Genomic DNA, 22,981 nt, shown 5'->3' on the forward strand with positions numbered 1-22,981 from the left:
GGCTAAGACTCTAAGATGTCTTTGATAACGCTTTTTATATCTGTGTCGGTAGGACGTTTTGCAAACTGTTCGTGACTATAAATCCATACAAGTTTAATTACGCAGTCAATTGTATTAACTAAATACATTAATCTGATTTGTCCAGAAGCTCCTTTGGAAATCTTTAACTCTAGCTTATGAAATGACCACCCTTGAGGTAATTTAATCTTTGCAGGTAAGGGTTCGTTACGAGAATTGATAGGATACTGGTCTTCAATCAAATCTTCCAAGACTTCTGCCACAAGTGCAACAAAATCTGCCCTATGAGCTTTTGCAAGTTTTTTGAAAGAACGTATGAAATTCTCGCATTCTTCAATCGAGAAGGGAGTTGAGCCAGTCACGCACTTCTCCTTTGCGAATACTAGTTGAAGATTCCGAAGTCAAAGCGTCCTGCAAAGTTTCGGACATTACATGTTTATACACAGGGTTGTCACGCTCTATCAGGTCTAGCTTCTGATAGCCTAATGCTTTCAAATCCTCAAGAAGAATCGGCTCAGTTGATCTAGCTTCAGGTAGCAGCCCTTTGCGAGCTTTCTTCCAAGGAAACTCAAAATGGGTCATATCACTAAGTAGATAGGCATGGTAGCTACCGAAATATTCCCAAATTTCTTCTAGAAGTTGTTTCTTCTCGTTAGGAATCTGTAACAAGAATTCTTGAGTAGGGATAGGTAATTGTTTAGCTTCAAATTCACTGTAAAACCTGTAAGCCGGAGGACACACAGGGCCATATCGCCATGCTTGGATTTCTTCTTCAAACAATGGCTCATCGTACAGGGCTAAATGTAAGCTTTGTGAGTAATACAGAAGCTTTTGAACCTTCATATTGGTCATTTCTGCTTCTATACTGTCCTCATAAGCTCTCGCGATAAAATAGCGAGCTGCATTGAGACAATCGATCATACTCAGACCCGCAAATTAAAACAGACTTCCGACTTTAACAAGTTTCAAGAGTAACTCACACATACTATTGTAATCGGAGCGTGTAAATCTATAGTACATGTTTACTAAATATTTATGATAAATCATTTTTGTAAATATCCTACAAACAAGACTATAGCTTAGATTAAACTCAGTGCGCTCGCTTATTGCTGTAAGTTGAGTTTGAAGCAGCTAACCCAACATCTGATATTTTTTTAACGTTTGATTCCCTTAAAACGTTCTTGCGCCGCCTGAAACGCTTCTTGCATCACCAACTGAATTCTTTGGGGATCGGGTTTCTTACCTCCCATTAAATCACCAAAGTAAACGCAGGCTGCTTCCCCTAGCGCCCAGGTGTAGGCGGCGGCCCAAGAGGCTGCGATCGCACTTCCAAAACCTGGTATAAATTTAATTAACTCCCGTGCAATGGCTTGTGCTACAAAACCACCTGCGATCGCACTCACAACACCTCCCGCCTGTGATGGTGTAATTGTCTGTCCATATAATTTACCTAACAGACCCACCATTGATACTTGTAAGGCAGTGAGTACTGGCATTGTAGCAAATGGCAAAGGTACAGCCGCCAGGGTGGCAGACATAATCGCAAAGGGCAAAATATAACGGCGTGCAGCATCTCGGTAAAGATTACCAAGTTGCTTGCCAGCTTCTTCTCGATCCAATAATTGATAAATTGCCTCGGCTTCTGCTTGTGGGAGTAGTTCTGCTAAAGAATCTCGCAGTGCCTCTAAGCCATAAAATACCGGATTATAGCCATCTTCTTCTAGGGTAAAGTCAATGAGTACCGAGCGGTCAGTTATCCCTGCAAAGGCTTGTTGCATTGCGGCGAAGGCGCGGTTGACTTCTTCATAATCTGGTGGATAGGCAGGATGATCGATACTATCGAGAGGATAAACCTCATGCAAACAGGTAACTACTAGCAGACAGGGAATATTTGGATACTTCTGGCGCAACTGTTGAGCAATTTGTCGGAGTGTGTCAGTTGCAAAATCATTGATTTTGACCGTTAAAAGGAGGATTCTGGCGGAACGAGTTTCCTTTTGTAAATCGCCAACTAACTCCTGAATGATTAATTGAGTATCTTGGTTAACATCACCCAATCCCACTGTATCAGTAAAAACTAGTAACGGCAGTTCATTGGAAGGATAGGCATAGCGCTGGGTGTGTTGTGTGTGGGGACGAAATCCTTGACCAATAATCTCAGTAGAAACTCCTGTCAATCCCCGCACAATGGAACTTTTTCCAGCTTGAGGTTTACCAATCAGCAGTGCTTCTGTGGTTGGCAATTCGGCTCGGATTTTCTCTAAAATCTCTGCAACTTGAGTTTCGCTCACACTAAACCATTCAACAACTGTCTGTGCCACTTGTTCTACGGGTAGCAGTTGGGTTAGACGTGTTGTTGCTTTGTTCCAGACACCACCAAGACGGTTTGTCCAGGAATTATCGACTGACTTAGTAATCGTTTTGTCGGTCGGTTCACTCAATTGCTGAGAATCATCTTGCTCAGTCATTTTCATGAAAACGGTAGATAGAATTACAAACTACATCCTGTCTATATTTATCGTACTGTCAAACTTGGTTTAGTTTGGGTTAATTTACTCATCCTAAAGTTCAGTTTCTTCACCCGATGGCTTTTCTTGAACACGCTCTTTCCAATATCCTGGTTCGCGGCTACAGTGCATCACCGCCAAAATCAAAATGTAATCTTCCTCAATGGTGTATAAAATTCCATAGGGAAATTTGCGTGTTAAACATCGACGAATGTTTTCCTCAACAATAGCCCAGCGATTTGGTGATTGAATGATTCGGAAAATTGTATCCTCAATCGCATTAATAAATGCTTGTGCTAATTCAACTCGACGCTCTGCGTAAAAATTGACCGCTTCGCCGTATTCACTTAATGCTGTTGGGTGAAAAACGTACTTCATTAATCCAAAAGTTGTCTCACCCTAGCTAAGGCTTCCTCTCCAGGAATGGGTATAACTGTACCGTTTCGGACTTCATCTCTACGCTTCTTGGCTTCCTCTATCCATAGCTTTTGTTGTGTTTCATCTACATCAAATTCAAGACTTTCAACCAGTTTCTCTGCCAACAATGCTCTTGATGCACTGGGCAAAGCTAAGGCTTCTTTCATGATTTGCTCAACAGATGACATAATTCCTGAAAGCATAGGACTATCAAGAGTCTAGCAGGAAAGCAGTAGAGGTGGCACAATACTGAGATTATGGAAAGTCCCTCGGATGTTTACCTAGATCGTTTTGGTTCAATCAAATTGACGATCGCTTTCACCAATACATCTGGATCTACTGGTTTGGAGATATGCATTTGAAATCCGGCTGCTAGTGCTTGCTGCTGATTCATTTCCCCTGCATAAGCTGTGAGAGCGATCGCAGGTACGCGTCCACCTTGTTGGGGCGATCGCGATCGCACTTCCCGCATCAGCATATAACCGTCTGTCTTGGGCATTCCAATATCACTAATTAAAACGTCTGGTATCGACTCAGACAGTGCTTGTAATGCCTCCTGTGCTGACGATACGGCGGTTACTTCTACACCGTAGTCTTGCAAAATGAAGCTCACTAAGTCGCGGATATCTGGTTCATCATCCACCACTAAAGCTTGAGTGTTTGAAAGGAGTGAAGATTCCGGTTCACAATCTAAATACTCATTCTCTTGCTGCCGAACCTGTTCGCTTCTCACCAAAAGCGGTAATTCAACACTGAAGGTTGCACCTAATCCTTCTCCAAGACTTTCGGCTTGAACTTTTCCTCCATGCATTTCTACCACCTTCCGCACGATCGCTAATCCTAAACCTAGTCCGCCAAATGTGCGTGTAGTTGTGCCATCAGCTTGGCGAAAGTAATCAAAGACATAAGGCAAAAAGTCTGGGTTAATTCCCTTACCTGTATCGCTAACTTGAATTTGAATCTGATTACCAACTTCCATGAGTCGAATTTCTACCCGTCCTCCTGGTGGTGTAAATTTTACCGCATTGGAAAGCAGGTTCCACAGGACTTGCTGGAGGCGATTGGGATCGCCCATAACTTGCCCTAAACTGGGATCGAAGATGGTCTTAAGTTGAATTGAATTGGCTTCTGCTGCTAATCGTACCGTTTCTAGTGCTGCTTCAACTACCATTACCAAGCTCACTGGACATATATTCAAGTTTAATTTCCCTTGGAGGATGCGAGACACATCCAACAAATCTTCAATTAGCTGGGTTTGTAACTTGGCGTTGCGTTCAATGGTTTCCAAGGCGCGATTGGTGGTGTGTTCGTCAAACTTGCGAGTCCGCAACATTTTCGACCATCCCAGAACGGAGTTTAGCGGAGTTCGCAGTTCATGGGAGAGAACCGCTAAAAATTCATCTTTAATTGTGTTGGCGATCTCTGCTTGTTGGCGTGCTGTTCTTTCGCAGTCGAGGAGGCGATCGCATTCTTTTTGGGCCAATTTGCGATCGGTAATATCTAGGACAAAAGCAACACCGTTGTCTTGGGAATCATTCAGCAAGGCTATCCCCAAAACAATTGGTACTCGCTTACCGTTGCGGTGGATGAACTCTTTCTCGTAAATTTTGGAAACTCCAGTAGTTTGCACCTCCAAGAGGGCGCGATCGTCTAAATGCTGATACTCAAGAGGAGTGAGTTCTTGCCAATTAATTCTACCTAAAGTAGCCAACTCTTCACGAGTGTAGCCAGCTAGCTGAAGAAAAGCATCATTGGCATCAATCACAAAGCCATCCACATTCCAAAAAGCGACCCCGATTAGGTTAGACTCAAACAAACGCCGAAATCGCGCTTCACTTTCGCGTAACAATTTTTCTGCGCGTTTGTGTTCGGTAATATCACGAGAAACAATAATTACGCCTTCAATACTTTGGTCGAAATTCCGTAATGCGGTAAGAATGTATTCATAATAATGCACCCCATCAGTAGTTACATATTTACACTCATCCTTGATTGGCTGCCCAGTTCTCATCACAGCTTGTCGTTGATTATCTACCTGTTCTACTAGGTCTGTAGGTAAATCCAGTTCTTGCAAAGTTTTTCCAATAATATCCTGGGGTTGAAAACCTAATATAATAGCTGCATCACGACTGACATATTCATAGCAACCTCTGCGATTAAAGATGTAAATATGATCGACAGAGGCGGTGAGGATGGCATTTAAAATATTTGCTTGTTCTTGAACTTGTGTCGTTAGTTCACGAGTACTTTCTTCTGCCTGCTTGCACACAGTAGTTTCCATACAAACACCGATCATCCGCACCGCTTGCCCGCCATCGTTATAGAGAAATTTTCCCTTAGCAGAAATCCAATGTACGCTTTGGTCTGACCGAACTATCCGAAATTCATCATTGTAGTCAGTTTTTTGTGCCAATGCGTGGCCGATCCCTTGCATTACAGATTGCTTATCTTCAGGATAAACGCACTTTTGAAACGTCTCATAAGGGCCATCAAAGCTACTTGGAATTAAACCAAAAAGCATCTCATAATTTTCTGACCAGATGACTTGATTGGTAATAATGTTCCAATCCCACAAGCCCATCTGAGAAACTTCTAAAGCTAACCTTAGCCGTTCTTCACTCTCTTTGAAAATTATTTCCAGTTGCTGCCGCTCTGCAATTTCTTGTTGGAGGTGCTGTAAAGTCCCCGCCACGTTTTCTGGCACATTCAAGCCTGTGGATTTTTCCGGTTCGAGATGGCATTCAATGTCATCATCTACCACTTTATTTTGGGGATTTTGTGCAGCTATTGCTAGTTTAGTTCTTGTTTTTGTTAATTGTTCCTCAAGTGATACTTGCCTTTGCTGATAAAATATTTCTGATTGCTCTAACTCAGCTATACGCTGCCGCAAAACCGCTAATTCATCAGTAAATTTAGAGTTAATTTTATCAACATTTGGCATCTGCATACACTGCCTATAACTAAATAACATAGACTTGAAGAGTAGGCATCCCCTAGTTATATTACTATGGATTTTTAAGCTCCAAAATGCAATCCATCAAAAGGCACATAGGAGTCTTAGCCAAAAGATATCCTTTGGGATTTAAGAGCGATCTTTAGCCCTGCCAAGGTGACTTTTTATCGGAGAATTATGGCAGGAGCGATCGCTATCTAAAAAGAAACACTGGAGAATAGACTACCAAACTTTTAGCCCAGGCAAAAAAGTTACCTTCACACAGACACCCATCACTCCTAATGCAGCAAAAGTGTGCTGTTGTTATCAATTAGCCTCATAGTTCCACCAGTAGCCATACCTGAATTAGGCTGTGCCGATGCATTATAAGTCTCAATGTAGCGACGCACTTCTAATGGAAACTGGGGATAGTCTAATACCGCATCGCCATCGGCAATTGTTGACCAGAAGTCTCGCAAACCAGGAGCTAATTCTTTTGCCTGTGATAGTGGTAAGTTTAATGGAGAGTGAGTTAGTAGCTTGATTAGGAAGGGGAAAGAGCGATCGCCCACCCATTGCCGCGATGACTCTTGCAAATTGGGGAACTCAGGCACTGACTCTACCCGATGAGATACAATTTGCAATGATTCTTTACCTTGGTTATCCCGATGAAACTCTAGCACTCGATAAGGGTGAGGATAGCTAACTAACGACCCAGTGGTAATATCATATACTCCATCTGAGTAAGCAATATCCTGAACGTGCAAATGCCCGGTAAATACTAGCTTGACTCCGTAGCGCCTTAGTAACTGCAACAATTCTGTGGAATTCGCCAACATATAGCGATTTGCCAGTGGGTGGTTTGATTGATCGGGCAAATGCTCCACCACATTATGATGCACCATCACCAAAACTAAGTCATCAACAGATGCCGCCAGCACTTCTTCTAACCACCGTAGCTGTTTGGTATCCAAACACCCCACCTGCTCACCCTGCTCATTAAAGGAGTTAGAATTCAGTCCAATCAGCTTAACTCCAGGTAGCAATTGACGAATGTAGTACATCTGCTGCGGATCTTCATAGCCAAACTTGGTGTAATAGTAGGGAAAATCCGCAAAAGCGATTGATTGGCGATCGGCCAACAGCACGGGAACGTCATGATTCCCAGGAACAACGTAGACGGGAAAAGGTAGCTGGGCTAAACATTGTTGTAACCAGGCGTGGTTTTCTGGTTCGCCGTGCTGAGTTAAATCTCCTGGCAACAATAAGAAATCTAAATCGAGTTGTGTTAAATGTTCGAGTACACTTTTAAACGCCGAGATACTAACTTCTACCAGATGAAACCTACTAGGATGATCCCAGATTGTGTGGGGAAGTGCCAGGTGTAAGTCACTGACTACCGCAAAACGAAAATTGAGAGTCATTGATTTATGAAAACGTTAAAAACAAGGATTAAAATAAGCCTTTTCTCAAAAGTATAACCCTAACTTTCTTTCCTTGCTCAGGAGTGCATTTACTTAACATTTATATACATTAAGTATTGATTAAACATTATGATGGCGATTAACTTAATACCAATGCCCAAGTTAGAACCTGGCTTCTCTGCTACTCCCCTTTTCGGTAAAATGACTTAGCAGATCGGTAAGGAACAGGTTCAGAATCATGGCTCAAGCTAGTATTGGGATTATTGGTGGCAGTGGTCTGTATAAAATGGACGCACTCAAAGACGTAGAAGAGATACATATCCAAACCCCTTTTGGTTCGCCATCAGACGCTTTGATTCTGGGGACATTGGATAGTACACGAGTAGCATTTTTAGCGCGTCATGGCCGCAATCACACGCTGTTACCCTCTGAATTACCGTTTCGCGCTAACATCTATGCGATGAAGCAATTGGGAGTACAGTATTTAATTTCAGCTAGTGCTGTCGGTTCCTTGAAGGAAGAGGCGAAACCACTGGATATGGTAGTGCCAGATCAGTTTATTGACAGAACAAAAAATCGGATTTCCACGTTTTTTGGTGAGGGAATTGTGGCTCACATTGCCTTTGGCGATCCGATTTGTAAGAACTTGGCTGTAGTATTGGCAGATGCGATCGCATCTCTCAATTTACCAGAAGTTACTCTCCATCGCGGTGGTACTTATGTGTGCATGGAAGGGCCAGCTTTTTCTACCAAGGCGGAATCAAATCTTTACCGCAGTTGGGGTGCAACCATCATTGGGATGACGAATTTACCAGAGGCGAAGCTGGCGAGGGAAGCTGAAATTGCTTATGCAACCTTAGCGCTGGTGACAGATTATGATTGTTGGCATCCAGATCATGATAGTGTAACGGTGGAATTGGTAATTGGTAATTTGCTGCGGAATGCTGCCAATGCCCAAAAAGTGATTCAAGAAACTGTGCGGCGATTGAGTGAAAATCCGCCAGCAAGTGAGGCGCATTCAGCATTGCAATATGCGATTTTAACTCAGTTGGATAAAGCACCAGTAACTACAAAGGAAAAGTTAGGCTTATTGTTGCAGAAGTATTTATAGTATTGGATAGGAGCGATCGCTTTAACTTAAGATAAAGCGATCGCCTGCTTGATGAATGCTTCTAAGTTTTGGGTAGCAGTGGGATTGTCAAACAGAACGTTGATTGACAGTTTTAGAGCTTCACGAACTGAGGATCGCCAATCAATATCTACCGCTAATCGCACTGCAATCTTGATATATTGCGAGGCATCATCAGCAATTGTCTCAGTTACCCCCATAGCTTGCAAGAAACCATAAGAGTGCCGCCCTCGCATAAACTCACCAGGACAAGTGACAATCGGTAAATGACAGGCGATCGCATCCAGTGTTGTATTCCCACCCGCCCAATCAAAGGTATCTAAATAAATGTCTGTCAACGAAAGCAAGTCAAAGTAATCCTCACGGGGTAAAACAGGCGAGAATACACAATAGTCCAGACTATCTAAACCTACAGCCGCAAATACCCGTTTCAGACGTTCTTGAGAAATCCCAGAGCGAAGGAACATAAACTGAGCATTAGGAACTTGACGGGCAATTTCTGCATAAATGTAATCGTGTTGTGGTAGATATTTATAGCCAGCTTGACTAGAGATGTAGACAATAGCATCTTCTTGTAATCCAAAAAATAATCGGTTGCGACGGATTGAGTCAACTTTGATCGCAGGATAGGAAATCCCCACACCAGGCAAACGGACAAGGCTTTCGGTGTAGTGATCTTGCCCATTTACGGGTTCCATCAGTTCGCTAGATAAGAAATAGTCAATGGTGGGCAATCCAGAAGTTACAGGTTGTCCCCAAGCCATACATTGAATCGGTGCTAAACGAAGTCCTGCAATACATAATGTTGTAGCATCCATTCCTAATTCTGGAAAAATTAACACATCAAGGTTGTCATCAATAACTTGTTGACAAACTTGTTCTAAATTATTCGGCAAATGATAGAACTTTGTACTATAGGAATTAAATAATTTAGTAGCAGCATCAACTTGATGCCCTATATGATATGAATAAATTTCAAAATTTTGATTATCTGCATATTTCAGCCAGTTTAAAAATAAAGCCGTTCCGCTCCATCCACACAAAAAATAGGAAAGATAGCCAATTTTAATTCGCTGATTGTTGTTAATAGAAGAAATCTGACGCGCCTGAATCCATTGCGGATAATTTGCCGCCATAATTTGGTGAACTAGCTGTCCATATTGCTGCTGTAGTAGCACATCATTCTTTGCCTGATATGCAAGAAAAAAGTTTGTATGATTCCTGATTCCTGTTAAAGCTTTTTTCTCTTCATCAGGGCTATTCATTATTATTTGTTGAATGAGTTTTTCTAGCCCATCCTGAAACCATGCACGGTAAGTATCAATCTCGTCAGGAGTTTGATAAATTTCTGGCAGCATAAGATGGCTCAATATCTTAAATATATAGTTTTCAGGAAACTTATCTGTAACCTGTTGAGCGAAGTTACGAGCTTCCACATACTTATGGCTTTGCTTTAGGCGAATAATCAGCCAGAAATAGAGTTCTTCTGCTTGAGGGCAATAGCTAATACCGTTGTGTAATGTTTCGATAGCTCCTTGCATCTGACCAATTTTATAGAAAACATTACTTAGCTTTAGATAATAGTCAGTCTGGTGTGGACAACTGGATAAATACTTGCTGTAATATGGGATAGCTTTTTCAGGTGATTCCCTGTCTGCGAAATAGTCACCCCATCTTTGCCAAGATTCTAACTGAGCAGCTTCATAAACAGTTTGCTGGCAAATTTCTGACAAATCACATATCGGAATTTGTGCAATTTCTGCTTGCTGGATAATATAGCAATCTTCGTTTTGAATTGGGATGCGAAAGTTAATTAATGATTTAATCACAGACCATTCTTGTGTGGTTAACTGACCTGTAAGCCCTACATTGAGGTCTTCACAGATAACTTCTTCCAAACTAAGTTTCATAACAGTCTCAAAAAGTAATGAGTTAGCATTATCTTGTAGTTCATCCGATAAACTTTTGGTGTCAATTAGCAGTGTTATATCTTGTCTTGCTGGGTGTGTGAAAAGAGTTCTGAGAATATTTATCAAATCTTCTGCGTTAGCGTTCGCGCAGCGTTTCGCAGGAAAGCTCGCCGTTCGCGTAGCGTCTCGTAGAGAAGGCATCGCAGTTTCCAAATTAGACCAGTCAGGAAAAATAATAAAATTAATATCTCTTAATTCATTAATTAACATAGTGTTGTAATTACTAATGGCAAGTTGGCTTGCATATAGGCACTACTATATATGTTTTTACAGTAATGTCATCAGTAACGAAAATATAGAAACTCGTGCAGGACTTACGAACAAGAAGAATCCCAACTTCTTGAAGAAGCCGGGGTTCCAATCACGATCGAAGTATACGCGATCGCGCTACTATACTTGGAGAAAAAATCCGCTCAGAAAATGGTGTTGCAATAGCAGTGCAAATTATTGAAGAAACGATTCTCTGATGATATTTACAAATCTTAAAAAACCCCACCTATTTAAGAGGTGGGGTTAGTAAGTAGGTAGGCATATTTAAATATAAAATGTCATTGCGAAGCGTTACGAAGCAATCCCAGAGACTTTGCGATTGCTTCGCAACGCTTCGCAATGACGGAACATATTATATTTATTCACGCCCATCTACTTATACTTACTAAGGCTATTTAACTACACATAAATGATATCACTCAAATTGCATAAGCGATCGCCCCGATACAACAATAAAGCCGACAGAATCCAGTCTAATCTGGGGCTGACGAATCCCTTCGAGGATGGCTGCATTTAAAGCAGTTTCTATCTTCAATTCTTCAGCTAACGCATTATCCCAGCTTTGTTGGTTCAAACGCAGGCGTAATTGTTCGACTCGATTGGCTAATTTCTTCTCGGCGACTTTAGCACAACTTTGACATAAGTCAATAAAATCGGGACGATTTGAGAGTAATTCTGAAGAAGTATTCCGCACTTGATAGCAGAAATTTTGCCATTTACTAGGGTCAACAAAATCGTCAATAATTCCTAAGCGCTCTTTTGCCAGATTGTAATCTCGTCCTTGATTATTGTTTTTATCTTTATATGGACGTTGTAGAATACTTAAGAGGGCTTTATCCTCAACAACGCGGATTGGCTCCTTGCGACCATCAACATAGATAGTTTCTATAATTGGCGGAAATAGAGCATCAACACGGCGCTGCAAGTGTTTGAATTGAGAACTATCTAGTTTGTTATCTAGTAAAACTTGTTTGGCAAGTCTTAAATTTACCTCGACTACATAATTGCATTGGAAACCAAACCACTCCTTCCCTTCTTTGGCATCCCAAGATGAATCAGTGCGCCACATTGCAAAGGCTTCACCTCGGTCATCCCAGTTTATATAGTTCAAAAGTGCTTCGACAAATCCTTCCCCAACTCGAAATAGTTTAATACCAGCATTCTGGTTTGCCACTCTGCGATTATAAGTACCAAATTGGTCTAGGTAACTATCAGCAAAGCGGTTTTTTAACTCATTTATGGGAACCAATGTCCGCGTTGACGGTTGATAACGTCGCATCTCTGATGAGTCGGGGTTATTGAGTCCTCTGAATCCCAGCGCCTCACAAATCCAGCCTTCAATTGCTCGTTTCATTTCTAGATGACAAGCATCGTAATTATCTAGCTCTTGAAAATACTCGGTGGCAATTTCGTCGTTAGCATCAATTTCATCTAGAGCATTTTGTTCGCTAATTTTGGCGATTTCAGTTTCAATTTGCTCTTGAATTGGCGAAATCATCTCTAACAATCCAGCAGCACTTGATTGAAACAAAGCTGTTTCTAATTCTGCAAGTTTATCATCCACATAAAACTGCAAACTGGCAATTGATTGTTGGAAAATACCAAAGCCATCTTTTAATACTTGATACCAAGCATTGTGGGGGCTATCTTCCAAATAGGGGCCAATCAAAACACAAGATTGGACTCCAATTTTGCTACCAATGCGGTCAAGTCTACCAAGTCTTTGCTCTAATTGATTCGGCGACCAAGGAAGGTCAAAATGAATTAACCAATCGGCAAATTGGAGGTTAAGTCCTTCTTCTCCAGAGCGATCGCATACTAAAATAAAGCAGTTTGGGTTATTCCTGAATTTACTTAACCCTTCCTCAACTTTGTCTGGTGATTCTCCAAATTGATGTTTGGCTATTGTCTCTGCACCAAAGGTATCAGACAAATACCGGACTATTTCGCCACAAGTTTGCACAAAGCTGGTGAATACAATAAATTTGGGCAGAATATCGCCAGAAATTGGTCTCTTGATTCTCTGCTGTATCCTTGTGATGAATTCTTTTTGATTCTTCCGAACGTTTGCGGGAATTTTAAAGTATGTACCTAGCTGATTCAGCACTACTGTTTTCAAATTTTCTGTCCGTCCTCCGTCTTCTTGGGGTTGACGAATAATTTTGAGGAAGGATTGCAGAATCTCTTCTTCCCCTGAGAATTTGGGGGTTGTAGTTAATAGGCGAATATCATCTTCTTTAAACTCCTGGATGAGTTTAGCATGAGGCTTACCAGTTAAACGGGCGGTAATTACCTGCTCTAATATGCCTAACCAAGTCCCAGCAGCTAGGAATAACAGCAGAAAAATTCGCTGATATGGCTTTTCACTAGGAGCAACACTACGCCATTGATTGAGCAGTTCGTGGATATCAGGCGATCGCTCGTCTAGATCGTACTCTTCTTTGGGTGTAAAATTGCGGTCAAATATCACATCTTCCACCGCCGCGCGACGGTTGCGAAGCATTCGGCGGTGTAGTCGATAGATATCGCTGACGTGGGTGCGAATCGCTTGAACGATTTGATCTTGCTCGGTAGAATTGGCTTTTAAACAATTTTCTAAATCATCCGCTAACTTCTGTAAATACTCATCCTCAGCTAAGAGGGTTCGTAGTTGCTGCAAGTTGCTTTTGAGTACAGCAGGTTCCGCCCCTTCTTTAAAAGAAAGCAGAAGTCTACCAATTTCCTGACGGCTTTCAACTTTGGCGCGGAAACCTGCTAAATCACCAATTTTATAGGTTGTTGGGTCGAGCAAGTGCAACATGGCGAGAAAATCTTGCTCGTGATTCAGGACAGGAGTGGCAGATAATAAAAGTAAGCGATCGCTCTTATGAGCAAGTTCTTTGCAAGTCTGAAAACGCTGGCGCACTGTTGCATCCTTGGAGGTTGCCATTGCTGCGATGTGATGAGCTTCATCTAAAATTAAGCAGCCTATCCTCGCTTTCAGGTTGATTTTATGGATATCTTCAACCGCCAGCACCGCTACCCGTTTCGGAAAATGGGAAATGTAAAACTTGTTTTCTAACTCAGTCCGCCATTGTTTGAGCAAATATTGCGGAACTAATACCACCGCCCCTTTTTTCGGCTCATCTAGAAGGAATTGACGCAGAATCGCACCCGCTTCGATGGTTTTTCCGAGTCCCACCTCATCTGCTAGCAAGTAGCGTTGAATTGGGTCTTCCAGTACCCGCCGCACAACTTCAACTTGGTGAGGATAAAGATTAATATTTGCCGAAATCAATCCTGTCATCCCGCGACTGACAGCGCGTTGCTTAATCAAGGATTTGACGAAAGCTAATCTTTTGTCATGGAAGTAAGGCGTTTCGTGACCCTTCATCGCTAAAGTTTCGATGGGGTCTGTGTTTGGGAGATTACAACGAACGTAAATGTCTTCTTCAGTAGCGATCGCAGTTTTCTTATCTGGTAAATCAATTTGATACATTTCTGTATCTTCATCCCAGATGAAAACTCTGCCAACTATCCATTTATCCTGAGTCTGAGACTTAATATAGCATCGAGCCTGGGGTTCAAGCCTGACCTCAGAGAGCGAACTTAAAGGTAAAGTTTTTTGAAGACGTTGCCCTATTGAGCAGAAATACTCAACATTTGCATTGGCATCAGAGATTTCCGTAACTTTTCCGATACCCAAAGAGTTATTCTGGGACTGTACTAATAAACCGAGCTTAATCATAGATCCAGTCCCCTGAACACACTAAAAGAACTTTCCAGACTAGTTTGTTCACCTAAATATCTGGAAATTTTGTCGATCAACATTATAGATAATAAACTGGCATTACAGTTTTTGTTATGGCGATGTCTACGAGACGCTAAAAGCGAACGAATATTCGCTAACGCCGATAGAATTAAGATCGTGTACCTTTATTGACTATGAAGAAAATCCGAGACAACACAATTAAGTTAAATCAATATTTAAAGTTGATGGGCATAGTGCCAACTGGAGGACAAGCCAAGCTAATGATTCAAGGTGGCGATGTTCAAGTAAACGGAATGCTGGAAACCCGACGAGGGCGGCGACTAGTACCGGGTGATAAAGTGACAATAGAAGGAAAAACTTTAGAGGTGAATTTGGATAACAATGAAGACCAACACTTAGTGATAGATTTTCCTGAACAAACTGAGTAAAGGATTTTTATCCCAAATTGAAAAGTTTCTCTTTTGCCTTCTGAGTAATGCTGCAAATTTCCAATAAAGTTATCATCCCACAGAGTGAGATTGAAATTAGTGCGATTCGTTCGCAAGGAGCAGGAGGCCAAAATGTCAATAAGGTTTCAACTGCGATTCACTTGCGCTTCGATATTGTCGCTTCATCATTACCGGATTATTATAAAGAACAGCTTTTAAAGCTGAACGATCGACGCATCACTCAGGATGGAGTTGTTGTAATTAAAGCGCAAGAACACCGAAGCCAAGAAAACAATCGGGAGTCAGCTTTGAGACGACTTCAAGAACTGATTCAAAGCGCAGTTGTAGTAACCATAAAGCGCAAACCTACGAAACCAACTCGCAGTTCTCAAAGAAAGCGCCTTGACTACAAAACTAAGCGCAAACAGGTGAAGTCTAACAGAGGGGAAGTGACAGATTATTGATTTATGGAACTTCCAAGTAATAAAATATCCTAATATTTCTTGTGAGACGGGTATCTTGCCAATATAGTCAAGTTTATGGCTTAGTTGGTAAACTTAAGAATAGCAACTATCAAAGGTGAAAAAGATGAATAAGACATTACTAACGATTTTGATGTTTGCGCTGTTACTCTTATTCATCATCTCTCCCTTTGCAGCCCTTGCTAGTTTAATGCTGGTAGTGTTAGTTTCAGCATTTTTATCTTTACTAGGGAACTTGTTCCAAGTAATAATTGGTGGTGACACCAACCCAAAAGGGTCATAAAAGCACAATTCCAAATGAAGATAGGATTTTACAACTATTTAAAAATTAATCACGGGTTTTGAGGCAATTTAGAGGGTAATTTACTCAGGGGTGTCGCTAAACCGTCAATACTGACAAGATTTTTCTTCTGTTGATATTCTCTAACTCCCTCTTCGCCTTTTTTGCTAGCCCAGTTGACTAAAGTCTGGCGCTCACCTCGATATTCATAGAGTGGTACGCCAAAACCACAGGATATCTGTATTTTTTCAATGTCAGCGACGATAATTTGACGAGTTCCAGGCATCGGTACAAACAAAGAATATAGAGAGTCCCAATCTGGAGAACTCGGTAAAATCGTGTTTCCTTGACCGTAAAGACGCAGGATACGTGCGGGTTCTTCAAAGGCGCAAAACATGAAGGTTATCCGCCCATTTTCTTGTAAATGGGCTGAGGTTTCATTACCACTGCCTGTAAGGTCTAAGTAACCTACTCGGCTAGGAGAGAGGACGCGAAAGCAGCCTAAACCTTTAGGAGATAGGTTAACATGACCCGTAGGACTCAAGGGTGCAGAGCCAACAAAGAAAAGATGTTGGGCTGCAATAAACTCTTGCTGTTCGTCAGTAATACAGTCAAAAACTTTAGACATACACTGTCTGATTTATATTTGGAAATTCCCCATCTTCTCAGCCTATGTCTTAGCTAAATATCTAGCAAGGGACAATTGCTCATGTCTAAAGAAGTGGGGAGTTGGGAAAAATATTACTGTCTCATATACCGACTTGCCATTTCGATGGCATCAGCGATGTCAACATCACCATCGCCGTCAGCATCCAAAAAGGAATTTAGTACAGGATTGCCGCCAGCTTGGGGATTTTGAGCATTTGCGCCTGATTGTAAGAAATTCAGGACTAAAGGTACTGCTAAAGGTAGCAATTGTTGAATTATACCAGCATCCAATCCAGTGCGCTGGGCAGCAACCTCAGCTACTTGCTGTTGTATTTCAGGAGAAAACAGCGAATCAACTGCTTGGGGATTAGCTGAAGTCCCAGCATATTGATTCACTAAACTTTGTGCGGCTTCATTTCCGTCTGTAGCTTGCTTGTCTTGTAAAGCAGAACGCACTTGACCTCCGACAATTGACAAGACTGATTGAATGGTAGAAGGGTCTGCGCCAGTCTGTTGGCTCAACTGTTGTACAGTGTTAATAATTCCTCCCAGTTGCCCTAAACTGCCCTGTTGATTGGGATTAGTAACGGCCCCAAGAATTTGATCGAAAAGTCCCATAAATTTATTTCTCCCTTTGTTCTCAAAAAGCTTGCCAAAACTGGCTTGAAGTGTTCGTGTGTAGGCAAACTTTCGTCAGTCCACTAAAAAATTTAAACACGCAAGCTGATACTTGCTGTTGGTTATTGTGAAAAAATTAACTTTGGAAACCTACTAGCTTAAGGATGAGAAATCGGTAAAGTGATACCTGCGGTGGGTAAAGCGATACCTGCGGTGGGCAAAGCCAACGCAAATTCTGTACCTTGATTTAACTCAGACTGACAGCTAATCTTGCCTTTGTGTTTTTCTACCACAATCTGATATGCGATCGCTAGCCCCAAACCAGTACCAATACCTCGCGGTTTGGTTGTAAAAAATGTTTCAAATATCTTTTTCTGATTTTCTGGTGGAATACCAGGGCCGTTGTCGGCAATTCGCACTATCACCAAATCATTCGGGCAACGTTCTGTAATAATAGTGATTTTAGGGATAAATTCCGGATTATTAGCCGATTTTTCCTCCACAGCATCAAGGGCATTGCCGATCAGATTCATAAATACTTGATAAAGTAAACCTGTATAGCCTGGAATCGCTGGAATCTCTCCATAGTTGCGAACAAGGTTAATCCCATTTTTCAGGCGATTGTTCAGAATTAATAATGTACTATCCAGACAAGGGTGTAGCTCTACTAACTGCGCTTCGCCATCGTCTAAACGAGAGAAATCTTTTAAACTTCGGACAATCTCTCGCGTGCGTTCAGCGCCAACTTTCATTGAATTGAAGAGTTTTGGCAAATCTACTTCGAGAAACTCCAAATCAATTTCTTCTGCTAGAGTTTGCACGGCAGTGGAAGGGTGAGGAAATTCGGCTTTGTATGTTTGTAATAATGCTAATAAATCGTCAGTATAGGTTTTTGCGTGTACGAGATTGCCAGAAATGAAATTTACAGGATTATTAATTTCGTGAGCCACACCAGCTAACATCCGTCCTAAACTAGACATTTTTTCACTTTGAATTAGTCGGACTTGGGTCTCAGCTTGTTGTTCTTCTAAAAGGCGCTTTACCTGTTGAATTAGTTGGTTAAGGGAACTAGTTAAAGCCCCAACTTCATCTTGGGTAATTACGGGTGCTTGCAAGTCAAAATTGGCTTCTTGGCTAACTCTTTGGGCGATATCTGTCACCGCTTTAATCGGATAGGCAATGATTGTACTGGTGTAGAAAGCCAGGATAGCAGCGATCGCTACTGACAATACCATACTACCAATAATAATCTGAGCTTGGATAAGCCCCGCTTGTTTTTGGGCTATATCAGCTTCCTGTTGGCGTTCTTGAAGGGTTTGGGCAAAGTGGGTTAACTCATGGGCAAATTGATAAAACTTTAGAGCATCCTGACTTTGACTGAATTTCAAGATTAATTGCTGTGCTTTTATAGCTCCCTCTGGCTGTGAACTTAATGGCAAAATTTGCCGAATCAGCGCCCTGAGTTGTTCAAAATATCCGGCTGTAGTACTGTTATGCTTTGCGAGCAGAGTTTGTAAATCCGCTTGGGAATTGGTTTGACTAAATTCTTGTGCCTGAGAAACCAATGTTTCGGTTTCCGCCAGATCGGTTTTGAAATCAGAAATTCCCCTTTGCAACGCTTGCGGCTGTTGTAAAAAAGGCACTATCTCTTGCTGATGGATCTGTATTTTCAACAGTTCGCCCTGCAAACTACTTAACAAGCTTCCTTCTTCATCTACCAAGCTCATCTGTTGTCTGGCTTGTTGAAAGTAGCGATCGCCTATTACCAACCCTGCTGTTGTCCCTAAAACTGCAACTCCCAAAGCCAAACCGTATCCATAAAAAATTTTTTGCCGAATACTCAGGCGATGGAATCTTTGTTGAACCCAGTTAAAGTATTTTAATTGAGGTGTTGCAGTCACTGTATTACTCGCTGTTGAATTTTTTACTAGGCGGTTTTTCATCAAAAACAAGAAATCCAGACGCAAATAAGAACACATTTAATCCAAAATGCGCTCTTAGTTTATCAAAAGGGGCTTTTTTCTACCCTGGTCAAAAATACTGAAACTATGAAGATAAGAAGTATCTGTCTACTGAGATATAACAATCTGAATTTGATCTCAAAAAATCCTGAAACTATTAAGATCGGAAGCATCTGCCTACTAAATACCCACTAATCTTTCCCAACCATGCCTCTGTCGCGCATAGTAACGCTAATTGTTGGTCTAATCGTCATTTTGGGGCTAGCCCTCTGGCTAATTGATTCCCTATCGCGCCTCTATTGGCAATTGTCCTATTCGCCGTTGCTTGGCAATTTGCTGCTGTTGCTGCTGATTGTCCTTATCGGAGCCTTGGTTGCCGCTTTTGTCTATTATGTATTGGTAATTCAATCTGGGGAAAAGCGATCGCGCCGCAACCCCAAGCGAGTCACTGCAGCGCAAATTCCTGCTGCTAAATCTGACGCTGCTTCTACAACTCTCCAAGCTGTGCGCCAACAGGTAGCGCAAATTCAAGATGAAGTCACACGCCAAGCTTTATTAAGTCGATCGCGGGAAATTGAAGCGAACTTAGCACGGGGTGAAATTCAAGTAGTAGTATTTGGTACGGGAAGTGCTGGCAAAACTTCCCTAGTGAATGCAATTATGGGACGCATGGTGGGTCAAGTGGATGCACCGATGGGTACAACCCAGGTTGGGGAAACCTATTGTCTGCGGTTGAAGGGATTAGAACGGAAGATTTTAATTACAGATACGCCAGGGATTTTAGAAGCGGGGGTGGCGGGAACGGAACGCGAACAAATGGCGCGAGAACTGGCGACAGAAGCAGATTTACTGTTATTTGTGGTGGATAATGACTTACGACGCTCAGAATATGAGCCGTTGCGGGGGTTAGCAGAAATTGGCAAGCGATCGCTTTTGGTGCTTAACAAAACCGATTTATATACAGATGAAGATAAAGAAGCCATCCTTGCTAGGTTGCGTCAACGGGTACGGGGATTTATTGCTACTAGTGATGTGGTGGCGATCGCAGCTAATCCCCAATCTGCACAACTAGAAACTGGCGAAACTTACCAGCCAGAACCCGATATTGTTCCTTTGCTGCGGCGGACAGCTGCTGTTTTACGCGCCGAAGGTGAAGATTTAGTAGCAGATAACATTCTTTTGCAATCTCTGCGATTGGGAGACGAGGCGCGAAAACTCATCGATAGTCAGCGTCGCCGTCAAGCTGACAAAATCGTAGAACGGTTTCAGTGGATTGGTGCTGGTGTGGTATCAGTCACGCCCATACCAGTTGTGGATTTATTAGCGACAGCCGCAGTCAACGCTCAAATGGTTGTGGAAATTGGCAGAGTCTACGGCTGTGAATTGAATATGGAACGGGGACGAGAGTTAGCCCTTTCTTTAGCGAAAACTATTGCCAGTTTGGGCATTGTTAAAGGAGCGATTCAGTTATTATCTACAGCGTTGCAACTTAATGTTGCTACCTTTCTGATTGGTAGAGCAATTCAAGGCGTGACAGCAGCTTATTTAACGCGAATTGCTGGTAAAAGTTTTATTGAATATTTTCGTCATGACCAAGACTGGGGTGATGGTGGAATGACGGAAGTTGTGCAGAAACAGTTTCAGATTAATCGCAGAGATGAATTTATTAAAGCTTTTATTCAAGAAGCGATCGCGCGAGTTGTCAAGCCCTTACAAGATAAATCTGAAGTAGTTGAACACGATGAAGAAATTAATGGTTAAAAATTCAAAAAGTAATGCTTATTTTTTTATATAATATAGTTATTATCCACTTTTGAACAGAGAAAATAACAATGAATAAAACAGTAACTCTTGAAGAAGCATTAGTGTTAATAAAACAGCTTTCATTGATAGACAAAATTCGCCTAATCGAGCAAATTGCACCCCAAATTGAACGCGAATTAACAAATATTCAGCCGAAACAGCGAAAGTCTTTACGAGGATTGTGGCGAGGTAGTAATGTTTCTGAATCAGATATTGCACAAATGCGACAACAAATTTGGACAAACTTCCCGCGTGAGGATGTTTAATGTCTAATTTAGTAATTTTAGCTAATTTTTCCTGAAATTAGCTTTGATATTTGCTAAATGGATATTAATTCTCAGCAGTTAGGTGTATCTAGGTCAATTTTTTAATAACAATACAAATTGTAATAAAAAATTATATTTATTTACGCAAAAATACTTAAAAAATTAAACTTGTATTTAAGGTATCAAAACTCCGTTTATTTATTTCTAAAGCATTCCGGAAACAGGAGGTAATGTCAGAAAAACTAAATAAAAGAACTTACTGAGTAACCAGGTCATGACCAACCACATAATCGGTAAATTACTACAAGGGCGTTACCAAATTGTCCAAACCCTTGGTGCAGGGGTATTTGGACAAACATACATTGCTGTAGACGTAGATTATCCAGAGAATCCCAAATGCGTTGTTAAGCAAATTAAAGTCAACAGCTGCGAACCTGGCTACTTGGAAATGCTGAGGTTAATGTTTCTAACTGAAACTGAAACCCTCAAGCTTCTGGGAAGCCATCCACAAATTCCTGAATTTATTGCCTGTTTTGAAGAAAACAACCAGTTTTATTTAGTGCAAGAGCTAATTGAAGGACATGCACTGACTGCGGAATTGCCCATCGATCAACAGTGGGGGTGTCTGTGGAGTGAAAAAGAAGTTGTAGAATTCCTGATCGATGTCTTAGGTATTCTAGAATTTGTTCACTCTCAAGGCGTAATCCATTGTGACATCAAACCGGAAAACTTGATTAGACGTAATAGCGATGCCCTCCGCAAGTTAGTTTTGATTGACTTTGGCTCAATCCAGTCTATCGATTTTGGCATCGGTGCCGAATTGCCGATTTATAGAATTCCCGTCACCTCATTGGGATACATACCACCAGAGCAATTTATTGGTCAAACCCAGCCCAACAGCGATATTTATGCTCTAGGTATGATTGCTATTCAGGCTTTAACTGGGTTAGAACCACTACAATTAAAAGTCGATCCTTATACTAATGAAATTTTTTGGCGTTCTCAAAACACGCCAGTTAACGATTATCTAGCTGCTGTTCTCAGCCAAATGATCCGCTACGATTCTCAAAACCGCTTCCAGTCTGCGGCTGAGGTGTTGCAGGTACTCAAACAAATGACATGGGAAACTCAACCATCAGAAACATTAGAAGCAGATAATCAATTTTTCCTAGAAGCGGCGATTGAAGATGATAATCCTACATCTGGCAATTTATCCCCGTTATTCACAGGAATGAAAATCGGACTGGCGGCTAATTCTTTGTTGATGGGATTTGGTGTATATTCTTTAATTAATACTTCTCCTGCATACTCAGAAACAGAAACTTTATCTAAAGCCACACAAGAATATCAAGCTGGGGATTTGCAAGAAGCGATCGCACTTGCTAAATCAATTCCCTCCCACAGCAATGTTTATCCAGAAGCGCAAGCCACAATTGAAGAATGGCAAGAGCAATGGCAAGTTGCTGCCCAACAATATCAAATGGCTCAACTAGCTTTTCATGAGAGCCGATGGTCAGATGTTCTTGATGCTGTTTCTCAAATTCCAAATATTTCGTATTGGCAATCTAAAACAGATAAACTAGTTCAGCAAGCATACATCAATATTGAAGCACAGACACAAGATTTGTTAGCAAAAGCTTACGAAAGTGCCCAGATAAAAGATTTTTCTAGTGCATTACAATATCTGCGACAAATTCCTAAAGAAAGTCGTGCGGGTGCTTTAGTTCAAGAAAAATTGGCTGAGTACAATCGAAAGCGCCAGATTAGAGCAGCTTACTTTTTACAGAATGCTTACAAAAAAGCATCCATTGGTGATTTCGATCGGGCTGTAAAATTTCTCCGAAACATTCCCCAAGACACTCTAGTTTATGCTCAAGCTCAAGTCAAATTAAATGAGTATACTCAAAAGCAACGGCTGCTAGCTGACAATCAAAAGGTAGCTTCTGCAAAAAGAACAAATTCATTTGTCTCTAAAAAGTCAGCTAATAAAATTGAATACCTTCAGGTAGGAAATTACCTGCAAGAAGTTAATATTCGGTAGTAATAGTAATTGTTAGATGTATAGACTTGTTATATA

General features: G+C 41.4%; 19 protein-coding genes. 7 read left to right on the forward strand and 12 right to left on the reverse strand.

Going from position 1 to position 22,981, the window contains the following annotated elements:
- Positions 1-2: 2 nt before the first annotated feature.
- The 7 genes from CDG79_RS17410 to CDG79_RS17440 form a co-directional block, all read right to left on the reverse strand.
- Positions 3-380: a hypothetical protein gene (locus tag CDG79_RS17410; RefSeq protein ID WP_094343247.1), complete on the reverse strand. Its 378-nt coding sequence runs from the start codon at positions 378-380 to the stop codon at positions 3-5.
- Positions 352-870 (reverse strand): Panacea domain-containing protein, encoded by a 519-nt coding sequence (locus CDG79_RS17415; protein WP_223278190.1) that lies wholly within the window; start codon positions 868-870, stop codon positions 352-354. The genes CDG79_RS17410 and CDG79_RS17415 overlap by 29 nt, the downstream gene beginning before the upstream one ends.
- A 302-nt stretch (positions 871-1,172) precedes the next feature.
- Complete coding sequence (locus CDG79_RS17420; protein WP_094343272.1) at positions 1,173-2,486, reverse strand: GTPase family protein; 1,314 nt, start codon at positions 2,484-2,486, stop codon at positions 1,173-1,175.
- A 93-nt stretch (positions 2,487-2,579) separates the two neighbouring features.
- Entirely contained in the window at positions 2,580-2,903 is a 324-nt protein-coding gene (locus CDG79_RS17425) for a type II toxin-antitoxin system RelE/ParE family toxin (protein ID WP_094343249.1), read from the reverse strand.
- The gene (locus CDG79_RS17430; RefSeq protein ID WP_094343250.1) at positions 2,903-3,130 is read right to left on the reverse strand and encodes an addiction module protein; all 228 of its coding nucleotides are present in this window, start codon (positions 3,128-3,130) and stop codon (positions 2,903-2,905) included. Before CDG79_RS17430 ends, CDG79_RS17425 begins: the two co-directional genes overlap by 1 nt.
- An 89-nt stretch (positions 3,131-3,219) precedes the next feature.
- The gene (locus CDG79_RS17435) at positions 3,220-5,883 is read right to left on the reverse strand and encodes a hybrid sensor histidine kinase/response regulator (protein ID WP_094343251.1); all 2,664 of its coding nucleotides are present in this window, start codon (positions 5,881-5,883) and stop codon (positions 3,220-3,222) included.
- Positions 5,884-6,173: 290 nt separating this feature from the next.
- Entirely contained in the window at positions 6,174-7,298 is a 1,125-nt protein-coding gene (locus CDG79_RS17440; RefSeq protein ID WP_094343252.1) for a metallophosphoesterase family protein, read from the reverse strand.
- Between the two features lie 238 nt (positions 7,299-7,536).
- On the opposite strand from CDG79_RS17440, the gene CDG79_RS17445 reads away from it, so the two are divergent.
- Positions 7,537-8,409: an S-methyl-5'-thioadenosine phosphorylase gene (locus tag CDG79_RS17445; RefSeq protein ID WP_094343253.1), complete on the forward strand. Its 873-nt coding sequence runs from the start codon at positions 7,537-7,539 to the stop codon at positions 8,407-8,409.
- Between the two features lie 26 nt (positions 8,410-8,435).
- On the opposite strand, the gene CDG79_RS17450 is transcribed toward CDG79_RS17445, so the two are convergent.
- Both CDG79_RS17450 and dpdE read right to left on the reverse strand, forming a co-directional pair.
- A complete protein-coding gene (locus CDG79_RS17450) occupies positions 8,436-10,607 on the reverse strand; it encodes an O-linked N-acetylglucosamine transferase, SPINDLY family protein (protein WP_094343254.1) in 2,172 nt (723 codons plus the stop codon).
- A gap of 475 nt (positions 10,608-11,082) precedes the next feature.
- Entirely contained in the window at positions 11,083-14,394 is a 3,312-nt protein-coding gene (dpdE, locus tag CDG79_RS17455) for a protein DpdE (protein ID WP_094343255.1), read from the reverse strand.
- A 197-nt stretch (positions 14,395-14,591) separates the two neighbouring features.
- On the opposite strand from dpdE, the gene CDG79_RS17460 reads away from it, so the two are divergent.
- The 3 genes from CDG79_RS17460 (at position 14,592) to CDG79_RS42445 (ending at position 15,611) form a co-directional block, all read left to right on the forward strand.
- A complete protein-coding gene (locus CDG79_RS17460; protein ID WP_094330109.1) occupies positions 14,592-14,846 on the forward strand; it encodes an RNA-binding S4 domain-containing protein in 255 nt (84 codons plus the stop codon).
- 47 nt (positions 14,847-14,893) lie between these two features.
- On the forward strand, positions 14,894-15,310 hold the full coding sequence (gene arfB, locus CDG79_RS17465; RefSeq protein ID WP_094343256.1) for an alternative ribosome rescue aminoacyl-tRNA hydrolase ArfB: 417 nt from the start codon (positions 14,894-14,896) through the stop codon (positions 15,308-15,310).
- Positions 15,311-15,434: 124 nt separating this feature from the next.
- Entirely contained in the window at positions 15,435-15,611 is a 177-nt protein-coding gene (locus tag CDG79_RS42445; protein ID WP_189525029.1) for a hypothetical protein, read from the forward strand.
- A 49-nt stretch (positions 15,612-15,660) separates the two neighbouring features.
- On the opposite strand, the gene CDG79_RS17470 is transcribed toward CDG79_RS42445, so the two are convergent.
- The 3 genes from CDG79_RS17470 to CDG79_RS17480 all read right to left on the reverse strand — a co-directional run bounded on the left by CDG79_RS17470 (position 15,661) and on the right by CDG79_RS17480 (position 18,817).
- Positions 15,661-16,236: a pyridoxamine 5'-phosphate oxidase family protein gene (locus tag CDG79_RS17470; protein ID WP_094343257.1), complete on the reverse strand. Its 576-nt coding sequence runs from the start codon at positions 16,234-16,236 to the stop codon at positions 15,661-15,663.
- A gap of 113 nt (positions 16,237-16,349) precedes the next feature.
- Positions 16,350-16,874 (reverse strand): DUF937 domain-containing protein, encoded by a 525-nt coding sequence (locus CDG79_RS17475; protein WP_094343258.1) that lies wholly within the window; start codon positions 16,872-16,874, stop codon positions 16,350-16,352.
- Between the two features lie 158 nt (positions 16,875-17,032).
- Entirely contained in the window at positions 17,033-18,817 is a 1,785-nt protein-coding gene (locus tag CDG79_RS17480) for a sensor histidine kinase (RefSeq protein ID WP_094343259.1), read from the reverse strand.
- Positions 18,818-19,042: 225 nt separating this feature from the next.
- Here CDG79_RS17480 and CDG79_RS17485 point away from each other — a divergent pair, with 225 nt between their 5' ends.
- The 3 genes from CDG79_RS17485 (at position 19,043) to CDG79_RS17495 (ending at position 22,945) form a co-directional block, all read left to right on the forward strand.
- Positions 19,043-20,596, forward strand: coding sequence for a YcjF family protein (locus CDG79_RS17485; RefSeq protein WP_094343260.1), 1,554 nt, complete (start codon positions 19,043-19,045; stop codon positions 20,594-20,596).
- A 71-nt stretch (positions 20,597-20,667) separates the two neighbouring features.
- Complete coding sequence (locus CDG79_RS17490) at positions 20,668-20,904, forward strand: hypothetical protein (RefSeq protein ID WP_094343261.1); 237 nt, start codon at positions 20,668-20,670, stop codon at positions 20,902-20,904.
- Between the two features lie 274 nt (positions 20,905-21,178).
- Positions 21,179-22,945, forward strand: a complete 1,767-nt coding sequence (locus CDG79_RS17495; protein ID WP_094343262.1) for a serine/threonine-protein kinase — start codon at positions 21,179-21,181, stop codon at positions 22,943-22,945.
- Positions 22,946-22,981 lie beyond the last annotated feature (36 nt).

This window comes from Nostoc sp. 'Peltigera membranacea cyanobiont' 232 (assembly GCF_002245985.1).
In the GTDB taxonomy this organism is placed as follows: domain Bacteria; phylum Cyanobacteriota; class Cyanobacteriia; order Cyanobacteriales; family Nostocaceae; genus Nostoc.